Genomic DNA, 17,776 nt, shown 5'->3' with positions numbered 1-17,776 from the left:
GGTGTCGGAACAACGCCGACTCGCGGGTAAGGTCTGCGCCTGTGAGTGGTAGTTCCGCAGCTCTTCAGCCCCCCGCCGACGCGGTGAAACCGGTACGGCACCCCGACGCTCCCGCGCCCGGCGAGCTCCTCGGCGCCCACTACGAACAGTGTTTCGGGTGTGGCGGTGAGCAACCGCACGGGCTGCACCTGCAGGCGCGTGCCGGTGAAGGCGTCTCACTGACCGCCGAGTTCACCGTGCAGCCCGCCCACCAGGGCGCCCCTGGCCTCGCGCACGGCGGCGTGCTGGCCACCGCCCTCGACGAGACGCTCGGCTCGCTGAACTGGCTGCTGCGGACCATCGCGGTCACCGGGCGGCTGGAGACCGACTTCACGCGGCCGGTGCCGGTGGGCACCACGCTGCATCTCCAGGCCGAGGTCACCGCCGTCGCCGGACGCAAGATCTACTCCACCGCCACCGGCCGCATCGGCGGCCCCGAGGGGCCGGTCGCCGTCCGCGCCGACGCCCTGTTCATCGAGGTCAAGGTGGACCACTTCATCGACCACGGCCGCACGGAGGAGATCCGGGCCGCCATGGACGACCCGGACCAGGCCAGGCGGGCCCGCGCCTTCGAGGTGAACCCGTGAGCCGACCTCCGCTGGAGGTGCGCCTGCGGCGCGTCGACCCGGACGTGCCGCTGCCCGCCTACGAGCACCCGGGCGACGCCGGGGCCGATCTGCGCACCACCGAGGCGCGCGAGCTGGCACCCGGTGAGCGGGCCGTGCTGCCCACGGGTGTGTCGATCTCCCTCCCCGAGGGGTACGCGGCCTTCGTGCACCCCCGTTCCGGCCTGGCCGCCCGCTGCGGTGTCGCCCTCGTGAATGCCCCGGGGACGGTTGATGCCGGGTACCGTGGGGAGATCAAGGTGATCGTGGTGAATCTCGACCCGCGCGAGTCGGTGCGGTTCGAGCGCTTCGACCGGATTGCCCAACTGGTCGTCCAGCAGGTCGAGAGGGTCCGCTTCCAGGAGGTGGCGGAACTTCCCGGCTCGGCGCGGGCCGAGGGGGGCTTCGGGTCCACCGGTGGCCATGCCGCGGTGGGCGACGAGAGCGGCACAAGCGGTCAGGCCGCCGTGCGTGGCCTGACGGGTGGGAATCGATACGCTTCGGTCGTATCCGACCGGGAAGGACAGTGACGTGTTCGGACGTCGCAAGAAGAAGGGTGCCGCCGAGGACGCGGCCGGCGAGGCCGAGCAGGTCGTCGACAGCGTCGACACCGAGGCGGACGAGGAAGAGGCCGAGCGCGAGCGCGTCCGGCTGGAGCCCGAGCCCCGGCCCGACGGGCCGTGGGACAGCAGCGAGGTGCGCGACCCGGCCGAGGGGCGCGTCGACCTCGGCGGTCTCTTCGTGCCGGGCGTCGACGGCATGGAGCTGCGGGTGGAGGTCGCGGGTGACGCGATCGTCGCGGCGACCGTGGTGCTGCGCGACAGCGCCGTCCAGCTCCAGGCCTTCGCCGCGCCCAAGCGCGAGGGCATCTGGGGCGAGGTCCGCGAGGAGATCGCGGGCGGCATCACCCAGCAGGGCGGCATCGTCGACGAGGTCGAGGGCCCGCTGGGCTGGGAGCTGCGCGCCCAGGTGCCGGTCCAGCTCCCGGACGGCACCGGCGGGTTCCAGGTCGTCCGGTTCATCGGTGTGGACGGCCCGCGCTGGTTCCTGCGCGGCGTGATCTCCGGCCAGGGCGCGGTGCAGCCGCAGGCCGCCGGCGTGCTGGAGCAGATCTTCCGGGACACGGTCGTGGTCCGCGGCGAGGGCCCGATGGCCCCCCGCGACCCGATCGTCCTGAAGCTGCCGAACGACGCCCAGATGGTCCCCGAGGGCGTTCAGCAGGAGGAGGGCTCACGCTTCTCCGGCGGCATGGGCCAGCTCCAGCGCGGACCCGAGATCACCGAGGTCCGCTGAGAGCGGAACGTCAAGAGGGCCGCATCCCCCCGGGTGCGGCCCTTCCGCACGCGTGCCCCCTGCGGAGGCTTCACCCACGCGGGAGGCCCGCACCCACGGCGACGCCCCGGACCCGGACCGTTGAACGGCCCGGCACGGGGGACAGGGCCACCGCCCTGGTCGCCACGCACGACGCCGACCCGCTGGACCGCGCCGACCGGGTGCTGGAGCTGCGCGACGGGGAGATCGCCGAGCACTGACCCGCCCCCGGGGCCGTCAGGTTTGCGTCGGGGCCGTCAGGGTTGCGTCAAGGACCTGCCTCGACCGGCACCTCGACCGGCATCCTGGCCGCAATGCCCGGATCGCGGGACGTAGGGTCGACGCTGCGTAGGCGGCAGTCGGCGGAAGACAATGGGGCCATGGCACGGGGCAAGCTTCGGATCCACCTCGGCGCGGCACCGGGCGTGGGGAAGACCTACGCGATGCTGTCCGAGGCGCACCGCCGCGTCGAGCGGGGCACCGACTGCGTGGTCGCCTTCGCCGAGCCCCACGACCGGCCGCGCACCGAGGTGCTGCTGCACGGCCTGGAGCAGGTGCCACGCGCGCGGCTGGAGCACCGGGGCACCACCGTCGAGGAGATGGACGTCGACGCGGTGCTGCGCCGCGCCCCCGCCGTCGCCCTCGTGGACGAACTCGCCCACACCAACGTGCCCGGCTCCCGCAACGCCAAGCGCTGGCAGGACGTCGAGGAACTGCTCGCCGCCGGCGTCGATGTCGTCACGACCGTCGACATCCAGCACCTGGAGTCCCTGGGCGACGTCGTCGAGTCCATCACGGGGGTGCGGCAGCGCGAGACGGTCCCGGACGAGATGGTGCGCCGGGCCGACCAGATCGAGCTGGTCGACATGTCACCGCAGGCCCTGCGCCGCCGTATGGCGCACGGCAACATCTACCGGCCGGACGAGGTCGACGCGGCCCTGTCCAACTACTTCCGGCCCGGCAACCTGACCGCCCTGCGCGAACTGGCCCTGCTGTGGGTGGCCGACCGGGTCGACGAGGACCTGAACGAGTACCGCAACGAGCACCGCGTCTCCCGGATCTGGGGCTCCCGGGAACGGATCGTGGTCGGGCTGACCGGTGGCCCCGAGGGCTGCACCCTCATCCGCCGGGCCGCCCGGCTCGCCGAGAAGGGCGCCGGCGGCGAGGTGATGGCCGTCTACATCGCCCGCAGCGACGGCCTGACCGCGGCCTCCCCGAAGGAGCTGGCCGTCCAGCGCACCCTGGTGGAGGATCTGGGCGGCACCTTCCACCACGTCGTCGGAGACGACATACCCGCGGCCCTGCTGGACTTCGCGCGGGGCGTCAACGCCACCCAGATCGTGCTCGGCTCCTCCCGCCGGAAGGCCTGGCAGTACGTCTTCGGACCGGGCGTCGGCGCCACCGTCGCCCGCGAGTCGGGCCCCGACCTCGACGTGCACATCGTCACCCACGAGGAGGTCGCCAAGGGCCGCGGGCTGCCCGTCGCCCGGGGCGCCCGGCTCGGCCGGGCCCGGATCGTCCAGGGCTGGCTGGTGGGCCTGGCCGGTCCCGCCGTCCTCGCGGTGCTGCTGAGCGCCGGCGACCTCGGCCTCGCCAACGACATGCTGCTGTTCCTGGCCGTCACGGTCGCGGCGGCCCTGATCGGCGGCCTGCTGCCCGCCCTAGCCTCGGCCGCCCTCGGCTCCCTGCTGCTGAACTACTTCTACACCCCGCCCCTGTACCGGCTGACCATCGCCGACCCCAGGAACATCGTCGCCATCGCGATCTTCTTCGGCGTCGGCATGTCGGTCGCCTCCGTGGTCGACCTCGCCGCCCGGCGCACCCACCAGGCCGCCCGGCTGCGTGCCGAGTCCGAGATCCTCTCCTTCCTCGCCGGCAACGTGCTGCGCGGCGAGACCGGCCTCGGGGAACTGCTCGAACGGGTGCGGGAGACCTTCGCCATGGAATCGGCGGTCCTGCTGGAGCGGGCCGGCGACGTCCAGCCGTGGACCTGCGCGGGCCGCGCCGGCTCCGGGCCGGAACTGGAGCGCCCCGAGGACGCGGACGTCGACATGCCGGTCGGCGACCACATGGCCCTCGCGCTCACCGGCCGGGTGCTGCCCGCCGAGGACCGCCGGGTGCTCGCCGCGTTCGCCGCCCAGGCCGCCGTCGTGCTGGACCGCAGCCGGCTCCAGGAGGAGGCCGGCCGGGCCCGGGCGCTCGCCGAGGGCAACCGCATCCGCACCGCTCTGCTCGCCGCGGTCAGCCATGACCTGCGCACCCCGCTGGCCGGGATCAAGGCCGCGGTGTCCTCCCTGCGCTCCGAGGACGTCGACTGGTCCGAGGAGGACCGGGCGGAACTGCTCCGCGGCATCGAGGAGGGCGCCGACCGGCTCGACCACCTCGTGGGCAACCTGCTCGACATGTCCCGGCTGCAGACCGGTACCGTGGCCCCGCTCATCCGCGAGATCGACGTGGACGAGGTGGTCCCGATGGCCCTGGGCGGCGTGCCCGAGGACGGCGTGGAGCTGGACGTCCCCGAGACCCTGCCCATGGTCGCCGTCGATCCCGGGCTGCTGGAACGCGCCGTGGCCAACCTGGTCGAGAACGCCGTCAAGTACAGTCCCCCCGGCCGACGCGTCCTGGTGTCCGCCAGTGCCATGGCCGACCGGGTCGAGGTGCGGGTGGTGGACCGCGGTCCCGGGGTGCCGGACGACGCGAAGGACCGCATATTCGAGCCCTTCCAGCGGTACGGGGACGCCCCGCGCGGTGCCGGGGTCGGCCTCGGCCTCGCGGTCGCCCGCGGCTTCGCCGAGGCGATGGGAGGCACCCTGAACGCCGAGGACACTCCGGGCGGCGGGCTCACCATGGTGCTGAGCCTCCGCGCGGCCCCCGAACCCCTCCACACCCAGGAGGACGCAGCAGAACCCGAAAGGCAGGCCCTATGACGACCCGGGTGCTCGTGGTCGACGACGAGCCGCAGATCGTGCGCGCCCTCGTGATCAACCTCAAGGCACGCCAGTACGAGGTCGACGCGGCCCCCGACGGCCGGACCGCCTTGGAGGTCGCCGCCTCCCGTCCCCCCGACGTGGTCGTGCTGGACCTGGGCCTGCCGGACATGGACGGCGTCGAGGTCATCCGGGGGCTGCGCGGCCGGACCCGGGTCCCGATCCTGGTGCTGTCCGCCCGCCACTCCTCCGACGAGAAGGTCCAGGCACTGGACGCGGGCGCCGACGACTACGTCACCAAGCCCTTCGGCATGGACGAACTGCTGGCCCGGCTGCGCGCGGCGGTGCGCCGGGCCGAGCCGGTCGGGCCCGACGAGGACGCCGTGACGACCGTGCGGACCGCGGGCTTCACCGTCGACCTGACCGCGAAGAAGGTCAACCGGTCGGGCAAGGACGTCCGGCTCACCCCGACCGAGTGGCACCTGCTGGAGGTCCTGGTCCGCAACACGGGCCGCCTGGTCAGCCAGAAGCAGCTCCTGCAGGAGGTGTGGGGACCGTCCTACGGCACCGAGTCCAACTACCTCCGCGTGTACATGGCCCAGCTTCGGCGCAAACTGGAGACCGACCCGTCGCACCCGGAACACTTCATCACCGAGCCCGGTATGGGATACCGGTTCGAGAGGTGAGCGGCGGGGGTCCGGGGCCGGCCCCGGAGACCCGTTCCACCGGGCCCGCGAGGGGACACTTGTTCGGGAAGTGAGCTGGGCTACGGCGGTGTCGGCGCACCCCGGTACGCTTCCTGTATGAGTGCTGTTCCTCGTTCCCAGAAGCCGGCCGGCCGGTTCCGGCGCATGCTCGACCGGCTTTCCTCCTCGCAGGAGGACCTGGAGTCGGAGGAGCTGCGGGAGGACGCCGAGACGGCGGGCTGCACCCGGATCGGCGACTGCCACGACCGGCAGATCGTCACCGTAACTGGTACCTTGCGCACGGTCACCCTGCGGCCGCGCGCGGGAGTCCCGGCCCTGGAGGCCGAGCTGTTCGACGGCTCCGCCGCCCTGGATGTGGTGTGGCTCGGCAGGCGCTCCATCGTGGGGATAGAACCCGGACGCAAGCTGATCGCATCCGGCCGGATCTCCATGAGCCGGGGCCGCCGAGTGCTGTTCAATCCGAAGTACGAACTGCGACCCCTTGGACGGGAGTAGCCGGTGACGTCCCTCGACAAGCCGACCCAAGACGCCGATCAGACCCGGGCGGACGACGCGCGCGCGGTCACCGAGGCCGCCCTGTTCCAGGCGTTCGGCGGTGTCCGCGGCATGGTCGAGACGGTGCTGCCCGGTCTCCTCTTCGTCGCCATCTTCACGATCAACAAGGACCTGCACCTCTCGGCGATCGCCGCGCTGGCCGTGTCCCTGGTGCTGGTCGTGGTCCGGCTGGCCCGCAAGGACACCGTCAAGCACGCCTTCAGCGGCGTCTTCGGCGTGGCGTTCGGCGTGGTCTTCGCGATGTTCACGGGCAACGCCAAGGACTTCTACCTCCCCGGCATGCTCTACACGCTGGGCCTGGCGCTGGCCTACATCGTCACGACCCTCGCCGGTGTGCCGCTGATCGGCCTCATCCTCGGCCCGGTCTTCAAGGAGAACCTCTCCTGGCGGACCCGTAACCCCGGCCGCAAGAAGGCCTACGCCAAGGCCAGTTGGGCGTGGGGCCTGATCCTGCTCGCCAAGTGCGCGATTCTCTTCCCGCTGTACTGGTGGGCCGACACCGCCCAGCTCGGCTGGGTACTGGTCGCCCTGAAGATCCCGCCGTTCCTGCTGGCGGTCTACCTGACCTGGGTGTTCCTGGCGAAGGCGCCCGCGCCGATCGACGTGTTCGCCGAGATGGAGGCCGAGGAGCAGGCCGAGAAGGAGCGCCGTGCCGCGTCGGCCGCGGAGAACGGCGAGCCCGCCGGCGGCCGGCACCGCCGGTAGGCGTGCCGGCACGGCCGCCGCACGGCCCGCGTACCCGGGAGAAGCCGCCGCACGGCCTTCGCGACAGGAGAAAGGGCGCCCTCACATCGAGGGCGCCCTTTCCCGTGTTTCCCGTGCGTCGAGCGCGGTCAGCCCGCCCGCCGGACCGACAGCAGCTCCTCGAGCTGCTCCTCACGGGCCTGGGCGGCCACGAAGAGGAGTTCGTCGCCCGGCTCCAGGGAGTCCTCCCGGGACGGGGTCAGCACGCGGGTGCCGCGGATGATCGTGACCAGGGAGGTGTCCTGCGGCCACTCCACGTCGCCGACCCGGGTGCCGGCCAGGGCCGACTCCTCCGGCAGGGTGAGCTCCACCAGGTTGGCGTCGCCGTGGCTGAAGCGGAGCAGCCGGACCAGGTCGCCGACGCTCACCGCCTCCTCGACCAGGGCGGACATCAGGCGCGGGGTGGAGACAGCGACATCCACTCCCCAGGCCTCGGTGAACAGCCACTCGTTCTTGGGGTTGTTCACCCGGGCGACGACGCGCGGAACGCCGTACTCCGTCTTGGCGAGCAGTGAGACGACCAGGTTGACCTTGTCGTCACCGGTCGCGGCGATCACCACGTTGCAGCGCTGCAGCGCCGCCTCGTCCAGGGAGGTGATCTCGCAGGCGTCGGCCAGCAGCCACTCCGCCTGGGGCACCCGCTCCACCGAGATGGCGGTCGGGGCCTTGTCGATGAGCAGGACCTCGTGGCCGTTCTCGAGCAGCTCGCCCGCGATCGAGCGGCCCACGGCGCCGGCTCCGGCGATGGCGACCCTCATCAGTGACCGCTCTCCTCTTCCGGGCCCCCGGCGAACGCCGCCTCGACCTTATCGACGTCGTCCGTCCGCATCATCACGTGCACCAGGTCGCCCTCCTGCAGCACCGTCTGCGAGGTGGGCAGGACGGCCTCGCCCAGGCGGGTCAGGAACGCCACCCGGACGCCCGTCTCCTCCTGCATCCGGCTGATCTTGTGGCCGACCCACTTGGCGGAGGCGTGCACCTCGGCGAGCTGGACACCGCCGGTGGGGTCGCGCCACAGCGGCTCCGCGCCCGAGGGAAGCAGCCGGCGCAGCATCTGGTCGGCCGTCCAGCGGACCGTGGCCACGGTGGGAATGCCCAGACGCTGGTAGACCTCGGCACGGCGGGGGTCGTAGATACGGGCCGCCACGTTCTCCACACCGAACATCTCGCGGGCCACGCGCGCGGAGATGATGTTGGAGTTGTCACCGCTGGAGACCGCGGCGAACGCGCCGGCCTCCTCGATGCCCGCCTCGCGCAGGGTGTCCTGGTCGAAGCCGACGCCGGTGACCCGGCGGCCCCCGAAGCCCGGGCCCAGCCGGCGGAAGGCAGTGGGGTCCTGGTCGATCACGGCGACCGTGTGCCCCTGTTGCTCCAGGGTCTGGGCGAGAGCGGAACCCACTCTCCCGCAGCCCATGATGACGATGTGCACGACCGTCCTTCCGGTGTCCAAAAGTTACTGCTGAGCATCAGGGTCTCAGACCGACGCCCAAAGCTACACACGGGCGGTTCGGGGTGGGCACCCCCGGTACGGTGGTTTCCCGGCCCGCCGGTTCCGGTCACCGCCGCGGACGCAAGGCGGCACCCCTGCGGCGCGTGATGCTGCGCACGCTGCACAGGGTCAGGATTCCGAGGCCGGCCAGGGCGGCGGTGGCCCCGATGAGCTCTGCGGTCGCGGGCATGGGACCTCCGAGGTGCGGTGACGGCCGGGATCTGCCATCTAGGCACGCGGGGCGCGCGGACCACGGAATCCGCAGTTCGGTGCGCTTACGATTTCACTCGTGAGGCAGAACCGGGATGCCGGGTGGGCGGCTGACTGTTCGAAGGCCTACGATCCTCTGTCGTGTCCAAACTGACCGACGTGCCCAAACGGATCCTGATCGGGCGCGCACTGCGCAGTGACCGGCTGGGCGAAACGCTCCTGCCGAAGCGCATCGCCCTCCCCGTCTTCGCCTCCGACCCGCTGTCCTCCGTCGCCTACGCGCCGGGGGAGGTCCTGCTGGTCCTGTCCATCGCGGGCGTGTCGGCGTACCACTTCAGCCCCTGGATCGCCGTCGCGGTCGTCGTGCTGATGTTCACGGTGGTCGCCTCCTACCGGCAGAACGTGCACGCGTATCCGAGCGGCGGCGGCGACTACGAGGTCGCCACCACCAACCTGGGGCCCAAGGCCGGCCTCACCGTGGCCAGCGCGCTGCTCGTCGACTACGTGCTGACGGTCGCCGTCTCCATCGCCTCGGGCATCGAGAACCTGGGCTCGGCGGTCCCCTTCGTCGTGGAGCACAAGGTGTTCTGCGCGACCGCCGTCATCATCCTGCTGACGCTGATGAACCTGCGTGGTGTGAAGGAGTCGGGCAAGCTCTTCGCGATCCCGACCTACGTGTTCGTGGGCGGCGTCTTCATCATGATCGCCTGGGGTGCGTTCCGGGGCCTGGTCCTCGGCGACACCATGTCCGCGCCGACCGCCGACTACCACATCAGGGCCGAGCACCAGGGCCTCGCGGGTTTCGCCCTCGTCTTCCTGCTGCTGCGCGCCTTCTCCTCCGGCTGCGCCGCGCTGACCGGCGTGGAGGCCATCTCCAACGGCGTCCCGGCCTTCCGCAAGCCCAAGTCGAAGAACGCGGCGACCACGCTGGCGATGATGGGCCTGCTGGCCGTCACCATGTTCTGCGGCATCATCGCCCTCGCGATGGCGACCAACGTCCGCATGGCCGAGCACCCGGCCACGGACCTGATCCACAACGGCAGCCCGGTCGGCTCCGGCTACGTCCAGAACCCGGTGATCTCCCAGGTCGCAGAGGCGGTGTTCGGCAAGGGCAGCTTCCTGTTCGTCCTGCTGGCCGCCGCCACCGCACTGGTGCTGTTCCTGGCGGCGAACACGGCGTACAACGGCTTTCCGCTGCTCGGCTCGATCCTCGCCCAGGACCGCTACCTGCCGCGCCAGCTCCACACCCGCGGCGACCGCCTCGCCTTCTCCAACGGCATCGTGCTGCTCGCGGGCGCGGCCGCACTGCTCGTGATCATCTACGGTGCCGACTCCACCCGGCTGATCCAGCTCTACATCGTCGGCGTGTTCGTGTCCTTCACACTCAGCCAGACCGGCATGGTCCGGCACTGGAACCGCCACCTGGCGGTCGAGAAGGACCCGTCGGCCCGCAGCCGCATGATCCGCTCCCGCGCGATCAACGCCTTCGGCGCCTTCTTCACCGGCCTGGTGCTGGTCGTCGTCCTCGTCACCAAGTTCACGCACGGTGCCTGGGTCGCCCTGCTGGGCATGTGCATCTTCTACGCGACGATGACCGCGATCCGTAAGCACTACGACCGCGTCGCCGACGAGATCGCCGCTCCCGAGGGCCCGAGCGACGACAGCGTGCGCCCCTCCCGGGTGCACTCCCTCGTCCTGATCTCCAAGATCCACCGCCCCACTCTGCGGGCCATGGCCTACGCCAAGCTGATGCGCTCGGACACCCTGGAGGCGCTCACCGTCAACGTCGACCCGGCGGAGACCAAGGCGCTGCGCGAGGAGTGGGAGCGGCGCGGCATCGACGTACCGCTGAAGGTCCTCGACTCGCCGTACCGCGAGATCACCCGGCCGATCATCGAGTACGTCAAGGGCCTGCGCAAGGAGTCCCCGCGTGACGCGGTCTCCGTGATCATCCCCGAGTACGTGGTCGGCCACTGGTACGAGCACCTGCTGCACAACCAGAGCGCCCTGCGCCTGAAGGGCCGCCTGCTCTTCACCCCCGGCGTGATGGTGACCTCCGTGCCGTACCAGCTCGCCTCGTCCGAGGCGGCCAAGCTGCGGGCCCGCAGGCGGCAGGACTGGAACGCGCCCGGCGCCGTCCGGCGCGGCCCGGCGGTGGAACGCCCGAAGGAGCCGGCCGCCAAGGACTGAGGCGGCCGGGCGTCCGTCCGAGGCGTCCGTCCGAGGCGTCGGGGAGAGGCCGTAGACTGGTGGGCTGTTGTCAGGGCCCACCGGCTGCGGCCCCTCCCCTTCCCGATCTGGAGTCACCCCACCATGCGGACAGAACCGACGAAGTCTCTGGTGGGCGAGGAGTACGAGGTCGAGATCGGCCCCGTCGCCCACGGCGGCCACTGCATCGCCCGTACCGCCGAGGGCCAGGTGCTCTTCGTCCGGCACACACTGCCGGGCGAGCGGGTGGTGGCCCGGGTGACCGAGGGCGAGGAGGGCGCCCGCTTCCTGCGCGCGGACGCCGTCGAGATCCTCGAAGCGTCCAAGGACCGCATCGAGGCGCCATGCCCCTACGCCGGTCCCGGCCGCTGCGGCGGCTGCGACTGGCAGCACGCCAAGCCGGGCGCCCAGCGGCGCCTGAAGGGCGAGGTGATCGCCGAGCAGCTCCAGCGGCTCGCGGGCCTCACCCCGGAGGAGGCCGGCTGGGACGGCACGGTGGTGCCGGCCGAGGGCGACAAGCTGCCCGCCGGCCAGGTCCCGCAGTGGCGGACGCGGGTCCAGTACGCGGTCGACGCGGACGGCAACGCCGGACTGCGCCGCCACCGCTCCCACGAGGTCGAGCCGATCGACCACTGCATGATCGCCGCGCCCGGCGTCAGCGAGCTCGGCATCGAGGACCGGGACTGGGCGGGCATGGCCTCCGTCGAGGCGATCGCCGCGACCGGTTCCCAGGACCGCATGGTGATCCTTGAGCCGCGGCCCGGCGCCCGGCTGCCCCTGGTCGAGCTCGACCGGCCCGTCTCCGTGATGCGCGTGGACGAGAAGGACGGCGGCATCCACCGGGTCCACGGCCGCGCGTTCGTGCGCGAGCGCGCCGACGACCACACGTACCGCGTCGGCAGCGGCGGCTTCTGGCAGGTCCACCCGAAGGCCGCCGACACCCTCGTCAAGGCCGTCATGCAGGGCCTGCTGCCCCGCAAGGGCGAGATGGCCCTGGACCTCTACTGCGGCGTGGGCCTGTTCGCCGGCGCCCTGGCCGACCGCCTCGGCGAGAAGGGCGCGGTCCTCGGCATCGAGTCCGGCAAGCGGGCGGTGGAGGACGCGCGGCACAACCTGGCGGACTTCCCGCGGGTCCGCGTCGAGCAGGGCAAGGTCGAGTCGGTCCTCCCGCGCACCGGCATCACCGAGGTCGACCTGATCGTCCTCGACCCGCCCCGCGCCGGCGCCGGCCGCCGGACCGTCGAACAGCTCACCTCCCTCGGCGCCCGCCGCATCGCCTACGTGGCCTGCGACCCGGCCGCCCTCGCCCGCGACCTGGGGTACTTCCGGGACGGGGGGTACCGGGTGCGGACGCTGCGGGCGTTCGACCTGTTTCCGATGACGCATCACGTGGAGTGCGTGGCGATTCTGGAGCCTGTGGGCAAGGGGTCCTGACCTGCGCTTTTGTTGTCCAGGCGGGTTGCTCGACCTGTTTCCGTGCGTCCAACGGGTGAACGGTGGAGATCGTCCGTGAAGGCCGCCCGGCCTGCGGACTCAGGCGGGAGTAGCGGCGGCGGTGCAAGTCGTGTCCGCGCGGTTCTCGGGCTGCTGACGCTCGTTCTGAAGCCCCGTCAGATCAGCAAGTTGCGTCCGGGCGGTTGTGCGACTCCTCTAGCGCGGCCGCATTGGGAACCGGTTGAGCGGGCTTCACTCGGCGGAGAGGGCGCAACCAAGATCGATGTAATGCAGCCCCACCCGGCTGCCGCGACCGGCTCCCGATCCGGACGAGGGCGAATGGCCGCAGGCTGCTCTTGGTCGATGCGTTTGCCGCCGACTGTGCGTACGCCACCGCCCCGGTCCGGTAAGACGGTCCGGGCGGAGTGCACGACGGCTCCCCGTTCCATCTGGCTGTCGGGGCCAGCAGTTCTGACGTTCGATTGACCGGACCGGTCGGCCCCGAAGCCCCGCCCAGGGCATTACGGACCTGGGCGCGGCGGTATTACGGTTGCTCTCCGAGCGGTGCCCTGACCGCTTTCGAGGGGGAAACGGTCGTCGCGCAGGGCATCGGGGGTGAGGGGAGCCGCCGTGCAGGCGCTGTATGCCGTCAGTTTCGACATCCGGTCCGCCCAGGAGCAGCCGGGCCACGTCTATGAGAGCCTTCGCGGGCATCTCGCCGACTGGCTTGGCCACCGCGGACGTGTACCAGCACCGTCGGCGACCGAACTCGACAGGGATGGCCGGGCGGTGCTCGCCGGCAAGATTACCGGCCATGGTGACCGCGCAGTGAGCTGGACCGTGGCGGGCGACGAACTCACTCGCGCCCTGCGCATGACCATCCACCAGCCGCTGTCTACGGGACCGGCCCAGTTTGTCACCCGGGTCACGGTCTCCCAGTCGGGAGAAGGCGGCGGGCTCAGGATCGTCATGGGGAGGGAGATCCCCGACGGCTGGATAGCGCCGGTGCAGGATCCGCCGCTCAAGCGCCCCAACCTGTTGCGGGCGGTGCTCGGCGACGAGCAACTTGAGGTGCGGGTGCTGAGCCAGCTCGCCACGGGGCGATACGAGAGGATCCGGGAGGAGAGTCACGCTGACGTACTCCTCGACGTGCTGGCGCTGCGCACGCGCCTCCCCATTCTCCTGATGCACCCCAGGGACCAGGCGGGATGGAGCGCGGCGGCCGATGCGTCGGGACAACTCGCGGGCCTGGCTCAGGTGGTGACCCTGAACTACGTGACCGCACAGGCCGTCCGCCGGGCCCACGAGCAGGTTGCGCCCAACGACGAGAAACTCAGCAAGGACAAGGACAAGCGCTACTTCATGTTCAACGGAAAACGTTGGGACGGACTGTCACACATCAAGGTCCGGGATGCCGTCTCGCCCAATGAGGTCGGACGCATCTACTTCGCCCTCGACTCCGAGGAGAAGCGGTTCATCGTGAACCATGTGGGACTGCACCTGTAGCCGGCCCCGGCGGGCACCCCGCATCCGTGGGCACTCATGGTGACCACCCTGGCACTGTACGGTACGGCAGATTTCAGCGCACACGCCCTGCGGTCTCACCGCGAGCCCTCATTTGGACGTGATCAGTCGATGTCCGGATTATCGGCCTCTTCGAGGAGACGGGCCGCGAGGTCGTCGGCCCACTCCACAGCCCAAGCACGGAGCGCGGTGATGGTGGCGTCATCGAGCCCGTAGGCGGCAAAGGCTTCGTCGTCGGTCCACTCGGCGCCCGTGGGGTTCGACTGCAGATCCTCGCGCTCGAAGCGGCCGCGGGCATGGCGGCGGCCGAACTCCTCGAGTTCGGCTCTGGTCCAGCGACGGGAGGCTGCGAACACGTCGATCAGGTCGCGGGGCGCTCCGCGGTCGGCGAGAGCGCGGACCTTGGTCCCGATCACGTCCTCCTCCGCGAGGACGGGCCCGTACGCGCTCTGGGCGGCCGGTCGCCAGAAGATCTCCTTGAGAATGTCGACTTCGCATTCCTGCCCGGTGGTCGGATCGGCCACGGTGAAGCGGGCGGACAGCGGAGCGGTCTCCAGCGCCTGCACCTTCCAGCCGCGGGCTTCCAGGCCGGCGCGGACCGTGGCGGCGATGTCGGCCATGGGCGCCGGATTCTCGGTGGCGACGTCAAGATCCTGGCTGGGGCGGTTCACGAGACGGTGCGCCCGCACGGCATATCCACCGGTGAGAACCAGCGGATATGGGGAGCCGAGCGCGATCACATCCGCCAGGAGCCGCGCGTGCAGCTCAGGCATGTCCGTCACGCGGCCGCCCGGGTGCGCGGGGCGAGCTGGGGGAAGGCGTCTTCCCATACGGCGCGGACGGTGCGGCCGACGAGGGTGCGCAGCACTGGCCACAGCTGGAGGAACAGGTCCTGGTTGAGGTAGCGGGGCAGGTCGTCGTGCAGGCCCTCGTGCAGGACGGTGCGGTACAGGCCCATGCGCTGACGCGGCTTGCCCAGGTCGTATGAGGTCATCCCGGACCAGGCCATGTGCAGCGGCAGATCCACTACACCGTGGGTCGGCCCGCGCAACTCGTCCAGCGACTCCGGCAGACGACGGCGGAACTTCTCCCGGTACAGCGCGAGGTCCTCGGCGACCGCGCCCGAGAGGTCGCTCGGCGTGTGTGCGGGGGGCTGTGGGCTGGAGGACATGCCTCCATTATGGCGGCCGGAGAGGTGGCGCGGGATGGGCGAGCTTGCGTCCGGAGTGAGCGGGAGCGGGCTCGTGGAGGGGAGCTGGTCGTGGCAGCCTGTTCTGCCCGAAGAGGAGGAATGGACTCTCGGTCGTGACGCTCGTTTGACGCTCTGGCCGCCCGTACGCAGGGTCGCGAGCTGAGAAATAGGTCCTGACCTGGCCTTTCCGAGACTCCCTCCGGCCGACACCTTTCCGATGACGCATCACGTGGAGTGCGTGGCGATTCTGGAGCCGGTGAAGTAGGGCGGCTGACCTGCGGTTTCGTGGTGTCCGTCGTCCGCTTGACCTGTTTCCGCTGGTCCAACAAGTGAAGCACGGGGCTCATCTGTAATACCCGCCTGACCTGCGGTTTCAGGTGGGCACGCCGACGGTGGCAATTCGCACGGCCACGCGTTCGTCGGGTTGTTGACGCTCGTGTGACGCTCGTTCTGAAGACCCATCACATCAGGCGGGTGTCGTTCGAGGTGGCCGTGTGGTCCTGCTGACACGGCTCCGTGGTTGCCGGGGTATCCGACGTCATCGAGAGGGCGCAGAACGGCGAGTTCAAGAAGCACCTCGATTACCACGGGGACACCAGGCACGGCTTCACTGATGAACGGGTCATGGAGATCCTGAAGAATCCGGACGCGGTGTACCAGTCGACGGGCACGGGCGAAAGACTCACCTTCCGGCAGGGCGAGGACATCGTCGTGGTCGACGGGCCCGGCAACACCCAGGGCCAGGCCATCACGGCCTACGGTCCGTCGGGCATCAAGGGCAAATCCGGGGCCGAGGCACTCGGCGGCAAAGTCACAGACCCCGGTGTGCCGGTGACACACGAGGACATCGTGAACGGCAGCATTCCCACCAAGGGTGGCTATCGGGCTCCAGCGGTGCAGATCAGATGAGGCAGCGAGGACGATGAAACTGACGCTCGACGGCGACTGGTGCGTGACCGTGACGGACGAACCGCTGCACATCACCCCCCGCCTGACGGGCACCTCCGTGCGCGTGGCACAGTACGCGGACGTGGTGGGACGGGAGAGATTCCTTGCGGACACGTTCGGCAGCCAGGACCAGCTGTGGGACGCTCCTGACGTCCTCCGGTTCGACCGGGCCGGCCGACAACTCGTCGGGGCCGAGTTCCGGATGCCGGAAGTTGTCGCCTCTGCCGAGGACTCCGCCCGCCTCCCCCGCAGACCTGCGGTACGCCCGGGCGGGCTCCGGGCGGACCAGGTCCGGGACTTCCGGCACGAGATGTGCACGGTGCTGTGCCGCGCTCCCGGGGATGCCGTGCTGACCTGCCTGCGCGACCTCGATGTGCTGGACGAGCCGCTGGAGGCACGCATCGGCATCGCCCCCGACGTGGCGCTCCTCGTCCAGCACGGCGCAGTCGTCGGGTGGAGCCTCACTGATCCGGCGCGCTACCTGACCAGCTCGTTCGACATGCCCGATCCCGATGAGCCGTCCGACGCCACCCGACGGCTGTTCACCGAGTGCCTGGACCTGGTCACTGAGCCGGTGATCTACGACGTGGAGGACGAGGAGCCGGCCGCCCTGGCCCGCCTGCGGGCCGCCGACGAGGCCCTGCGCGCCCAGCGCGAGGACCGGCGCCGCGCCGACGCCCTCCTCTCGCTCATCGGCACCCTGGTGGAGGACTACGGGAATCGGTGACCTGGGAGCCGTGACGGTTCTCCCAGCGGTTGTCTGCGAGCAAGACGTGGTGGCCAGGAGGCCGTGGTCGCTGTCCGTCCAGTTCGGCTCGGCGGAAACGCTGATGGGTATCGTCGTGACGCTCGTTTGACGCTTTGGGTGAACGCCAGGCCGCTCCAGGGGGCCGAAACCTGCGCTGACCTGCGGTTACGCAACACTCGGCTTCCGCGACGTGATTTCGATGACGCATCACGTGGAGTGCGTGGCGATTCTGGAGCCTGCGGGCAAGGGTGCCTGACCTGCTAGTTCGTGAGCGGGGCGCTTGCAAAGGCGACGCCTTCAAGTGGCTCTTGCGGGATTCTTGACGCTCGAATGACGCTCGAAACGGAAGCCTCCACGGGCCTCCGCGGTAGCGATGCGCACGGCCGCCTGGTCCCACGCTCCGCGGAGCCGGGAGCGCGTCCCGACCGAGCCATTTGATACCGGCCTGGTATCATCTCTGTATGGCGATGACACTTCGACTCCCCGCCGACCTTGACGCGAAGCTCACCGAGCGGGCTCGTCGGGAGGGCCGCAGCAAGCAGGAACTTGCCATTGAGGCCATCCGTGACGCCCAGGACCGGGCCGAGCTGAAGGTCGATGACGTCCTGGCCGAGCTCATGGACAGCGATGCGGAGATCCTGGACTATCTGAAGTGACGGACGTGCGCTACCTCCAGATCGACGAGATCCTGGCCATCGCCCGCACGGTCAACGGTACCGAGCACAGCGTGCGTGACATGGGCCTTCTGGTGTCGGCGATCGAGCGACCCCGGACGAACGTGTTCGGAGCCGAGTTGTATCCCACGCCGCACGAGAAGGCTGCAGCACTGCTGCACTCCGTCGCCCGCAATCACGCGCTGATCGATGGCAACAAGCGCACCGCCTGGCTCGCCATGCGTGTTTTCCTGCGGTTCAACGGCGTGAGCGCCAGTACCGTCCCGCCGCCCGTCTCCGTTGCCGGCCCGTTCGTGGAGGAAGTCGCGCAGGACAACATCGATGTACCGGCCATTGCCAAGCGTCTGTCGGCCTGGTTCCCCGTCATTTGACGTTCGACCGATGGGATCCGTACGACTGGCGAGGGCGGTCTCCATGACCGTCTCGTCGGCGTCGGTGCCCTGGCTCCGGGCGAAGAGGTC

At 70.5% G+C, this 17,776-nt stretch carries 19 protein-coding genes; 14 read left to right on the top strand and 5 right to left on the bottom strand.

The genetic code is table 11. From position 1 onward, the window contains the following. Nucleotides 1-41 precede the first annotated feature (41 nt). The 7 genes from MXD57_RS00975 (at nucleotide 42) to MXD57_RS00945 (ending at nucleotide 6,849) form a co-directional block, all read left to right on the top strand. Nucleotides 42-626: a PaaI family thioesterase gene (locus MXD57_RS00975; protein WP_250399297.1), complete on the top strand. Its 585-nt coding sequence runs from the start codon at nucleotides 42-44 to the stop codon at nucleotides 624-626. Continuing rightward, a complete protein-coding gene (gene dut, locus MXD57_RS00970; RefSeq protein WP_250399296.1) occupies nucleotides 623-1,174 on the top strand; it encodes a dUTP diphosphatase in 552 nt (183 codons plus the stop codon). Before MXD57_RS00975 ends, dut begins: the two co-directional genes overlap by 4 nt. A gap of 1 nt (nucleotide 1,175) precedes the next feature. Beyond that, complete coding sequence (locus tag MXD57_RS00965; RefSeq protein WP_250399295.1) at nucleotides 1,176-1,937, top strand: DUF3710 domain-containing protein; 762 nt, start codon at nucleotides 1,176-1,178, stop codon at nucleotides 1,935-1,937. Nucleotides 1,938-2,335: 398 nt separating this feature from the next. Further along, nucleotides 2,336-4,882 carry a sensor histidine kinase gene (locus MXD57_RS00960; RefSeq protein WP_250399294.1) on the top strand — a complete coding sequence of 849 codons (2,547 nt, stop codon included), beginning with the start codon at nucleotides 2,336-2,338 and terminating at the stop codon, nucleotides 4,880-4,882. Continuing rightward, nucleotides 4,879-5,568 carry a response regulator gene (locus MXD57_RS00955; protein WP_250399293.1) on the top strand — a complete coding sequence of 230 codons (690 nt, stop codon included), beginning with the start codon at nucleotides 4,879-4,881 and terminating at the stop codon, nucleotides 5,566-5,568. The genes MXD57_RS00960 and MXD57_RS00955 overlap by 4 nt, the downstream gene beginning before the upstream one ends. A gap of 117 nt (nucleotides 5,569-5,685) precedes the next feature. Next, on the top strand, nucleotides 5,686-6,084 hold the full coding sequence (locus tag MXD57_RS00950) for an OB-fold nucleic acid binding domain-containing protein (protein ID WP_250399292.1): 399 nt from the start codon (nucleotides 5,686-5,688) through the stop codon (nucleotides 6,082-6,084). 3 nt (nucleotides 6,085-6,087) lie between these two features. Next, nucleotides 6,088-6,849 carry a DUF3159 domain-containing protein gene (locus MXD57_RS00945; protein ID WP_250399291.1) on the top strand — a complete coding sequence of 254 codons (762 nt, stop codon included), beginning with the start codon at nucleotides 6,088-6,090 and terminating at the stop codon, nucleotides 6,847-6,849. A 128-nt stretch (nucleotides 6,850-6,977) separates the two neighbouring features. Here MXD57_RS00945 and MXD57_RS00940 read toward each other — a convergent pair whose 3' ends face one another. From MXD57_RS00940 to MXD57_RS31425, 3 genes are all read right to left on the bottom strand, one after another. After that, nucleotides 6,978-7,646, bottom strand: coding sequence for a potassium channel family protein (locus MXD57_RS00940; protein WP_250399290.1), 669 nt, complete (start codon nucleotides 7,644-7,646; stop codon nucleotides 6,978-6,980). Then, nucleotides 7,646-8,317, bottom strand: coding sequence for a potassium channel family protein (locus tag MXD57_RS00935; protein ID WP_250399289.1), 672 nt, complete (start codon nucleotides 8,315-8,317; stop codon nucleotides 7,646-7,648). Before MXD57_RS00935 ends, MXD57_RS00940 begins: the two co-directional genes overlap by 1 nt. Nucleotides 8,318-8,444: 127 nt before the next feature. Next, a complete protein-coding gene (locus MXD57_RS31425) occupies nucleotides 8,445-8,567 on the bottom strand; it encodes a hypothetical protein (RefSeq protein ID WP_284504892.1) in 123 nt (40 codons plus the stop codon). A gap of 161 nt (nucleotides 8,568-8,728) precedes the next feature. Between MXD57_RS31425 and MXD57_RS00930 the strand changes: the two genes are divergently transcribed. The 3 genes from MXD57_RS00930 (at nucleotide 8,729) to MXD57_RS00920 (ending at nucleotide 13,735) form a co-directional block, all read left to right on the top strand. Further along, the gene (locus tag MXD57_RS00930) at nucleotides 8,729-10,777 is read left to right on the top strand and encodes an APC family permease (RefSeq protein WP_250399288.1); all 2,049 of its coding nucleotides are present in this window, start codon (nucleotides 8,729-8,731) and stop codon (nucleotides 10,775-10,777) included. A 123-nt stretch (nucleotides 10,778-10,900) separates the two neighbouring features. Then, nucleotides 10,901-12,229, top strand: coding sequence for a class I SAM-dependent RNA methyltransferase (locus MXD57_RS00925; protein ID WP_250399287.1), 1,329 nt, complete (start codon nucleotides 10,901-10,903; stop codon nucleotides 12,227-12,229). Nucleotides 12,230-12,859: 630 nt separating this feature from the next. Further along, complete coding sequence (locus tag MXD57_RS00920) at nucleotides 12,860-13,735, top strand: hypothetical protein (protein ID WP_250399286.1); 876 nt, start codon at nucleotides 12,860-12,862, stop codon at nucleotides 13,733-13,735. Nucleotides 13,736-13,857: 122 nt separating this feature from the next. Here the strand turns inward: MXD57_RS00920 and MXD57_RS00915 are convergent, their stop codons facing one another. Then, nucleotides 13,858-14,526, bottom strand: a complete 669-nt coding sequence (locus MXD57_RS00915; protein ID WP_250399285.1) for a nucleotidyl transferase AbiEii/AbiGii toxin family protein — start codon at nucleotides 14,524-14,526, stop codon at nucleotides 13,858-13,860. Between the two features lie 5 nt (nucleotides 14,527-14,531). Beyond that, on the bottom strand, nucleotides 14,532-14,924 hold the full coding sequence (locus tag MXD57_RS00910) for a hypothetical protein (RefSeq protein WP_250399284.1): 393 nt from the start codon (nucleotides 14,922-14,924) through the stop codon (nucleotides 14,532-14,534). A gap of 645 nt (nucleotides 14,925-15,569) precedes the next feature. On the opposite strand from MXD57_RS00910, the gene MXD57_RS00905 reads away from it, so the two are divergent. The 4 genes from MXD57_RS00905 to MXD57_RS00890 all read left to right on the top strand — a co-directional run bounded on the left by MXD57_RS00905 (nucleotide 15,570) and on the right by MXD57_RS00890 (nucleotide 17,686). Beyond that, nucleotides 15,570-15,854: a hypothetical protein gene (locus MXD57_RS00905; protein ID WP_250399283.1), complete on the top strand. Its 285-nt coding sequence runs from the start codon at nucleotides 15,570-15,572 to the stop codon at nucleotides 15,852-15,854. 13 nt (nucleotides 15,855-15,867) lie between these two features. Next, nucleotides 15,868-16,620 carry a hypothetical protein gene (locus tag MXD57_RS00900; protein ID WP_250399282.1) on the top strand — a complete coding sequence of 251 codons (753 nt, stop codon included), beginning with the start codon at nucleotides 15,868-15,870 and terminating at the stop codon, nucleotides 16,618-16,620. Nucleotides 16,621-17,102: 482 nt separating this feature from the next. Continuing rightward, complete coding sequence (locus MXD57_RS00895; RefSeq protein ID WP_250399281.1) at nucleotides 17,103-17,297, top strand: ribbon-helix-helix protein, CopG family; 195 nt, start codon at nucleotides 17,103-17,105, stop codon at nucleotides 17,295-17,297. After that, nucleotides 17,294-17,686, top strand: a complete 393-nt coding sequence (locus MXD57_RS00890) for a type II toxin-antitoxin system death-on-curing family toxin (RefSeq protein WP_250399280.1) — start codon at nucleotides 17,294-17,296, stop codon at nucleotides 17,684-17,686. The genes MXD57_RS00895 and MXD57_RS00890 overlap by 4 nt, the downstream gene beginning before the upstream one ends. Nucleotides 17,687-17,776: the final 90 nt, after the last annotated feature.

The organism is Streptomyces cellostaticus, from assembly GCF_023630175.1.
Taxonomy (GTDB): domain Bacteria; phylum Actinomycetota; class Actinomycetes; order Streptomycetales; family Streptomycetaceae; genus Streptomyces; species Streptomyces cellostaticus_A.
This window is presented reverse-complemented; position numbering and strand designations above follow the sequence as displayed.

What these genes read in the sequence shown, in the direction of transcription:
- MXD57_RS00960 (WP_250399294.1), top strand. Translation starts at nt 2,336, where the DNA reads ATGGCACGGGGCAAGCTTCGGATCCACCTCGGCGCGGCACCGGGCGTG.
- MXD57_RS00955 (WP_250399293.1), top strand. Translation starts at nt 4,879, where the DNA reads ATGACGACCCGGGTGCTCGTGGTCGACGACGAGCCGCAGATCGTGCGC.
- MXD57_RS00950 (WP_250399292.1), top strand. Translation starts at nt 5,686, where the DNA reads ATGAGTGCTGTTCCTCGTTCCCAGAAGCCGGCCGGCCGGTTCCGGCGC.
- MXD57_RS00940 (WP_250399290.1), bottom strand. Translation starts at nt 7,646, where the DNA reads ATGAGGGTCGCCATCGCCGGAGCCGGCGCCGTGGGCCGCTCGATCGCG.
- MXD57_RS31425 (WP_284504892.1), bottom strand. Translation starts at nt 8,567, where the DNA reads ATGCCCGCGACCGCAGAGCTCATCGGGGCCACCGCCGCCCTGGCCGGC.
- MXD57_RS00925 (WP_250399287.1), top strand. Translation starts at nt 10,901, where the DNA reads ATGCGGACAGAACCGACGAAGTCTCTGGTGGGCGAGGAGTACGAGGTC.
- MXD57_RS00915 (WP_250399285.1), bottom strand. Translation starts at nt 14,526, where the DNA reads ATGCCTGAGCTGCACGCGCGGCTCCTGGCGGATGTGATCGCGCTCGGC.
- MXD57_RS00910 (WP_250399284.1), bottom strand. Translation starts at nt 14,924, where the DNA reads ATGTCCTCCAGCCCACAGCCCCCCGCACACACGCCGAGCGACCTCTCG.
- MXD57_RS00905 (WP_250399283.1), top strand. Translation starts at nt 15,570, where the DNA reads ATGGAGATCCTGAAGAATCCGGACGCGGTGTACCAGTCGACGGGCACG.
- MXD57_RS00900 (WP_250399282.1), top strand. Translation starts at nt 15,868, where the DNA reads ATGAAACTGACGCTCGACGGCGACTGGTGCGTGACCGTGACGGACGAA.
- MXD57_RS00895 (WP_250399281.1), top strand. Translation starts at nt 17,103, where the DNA reads ATGGCGATGACACTTCGACTCCCCGCCGACCTTGACGCGAAGCTCACC.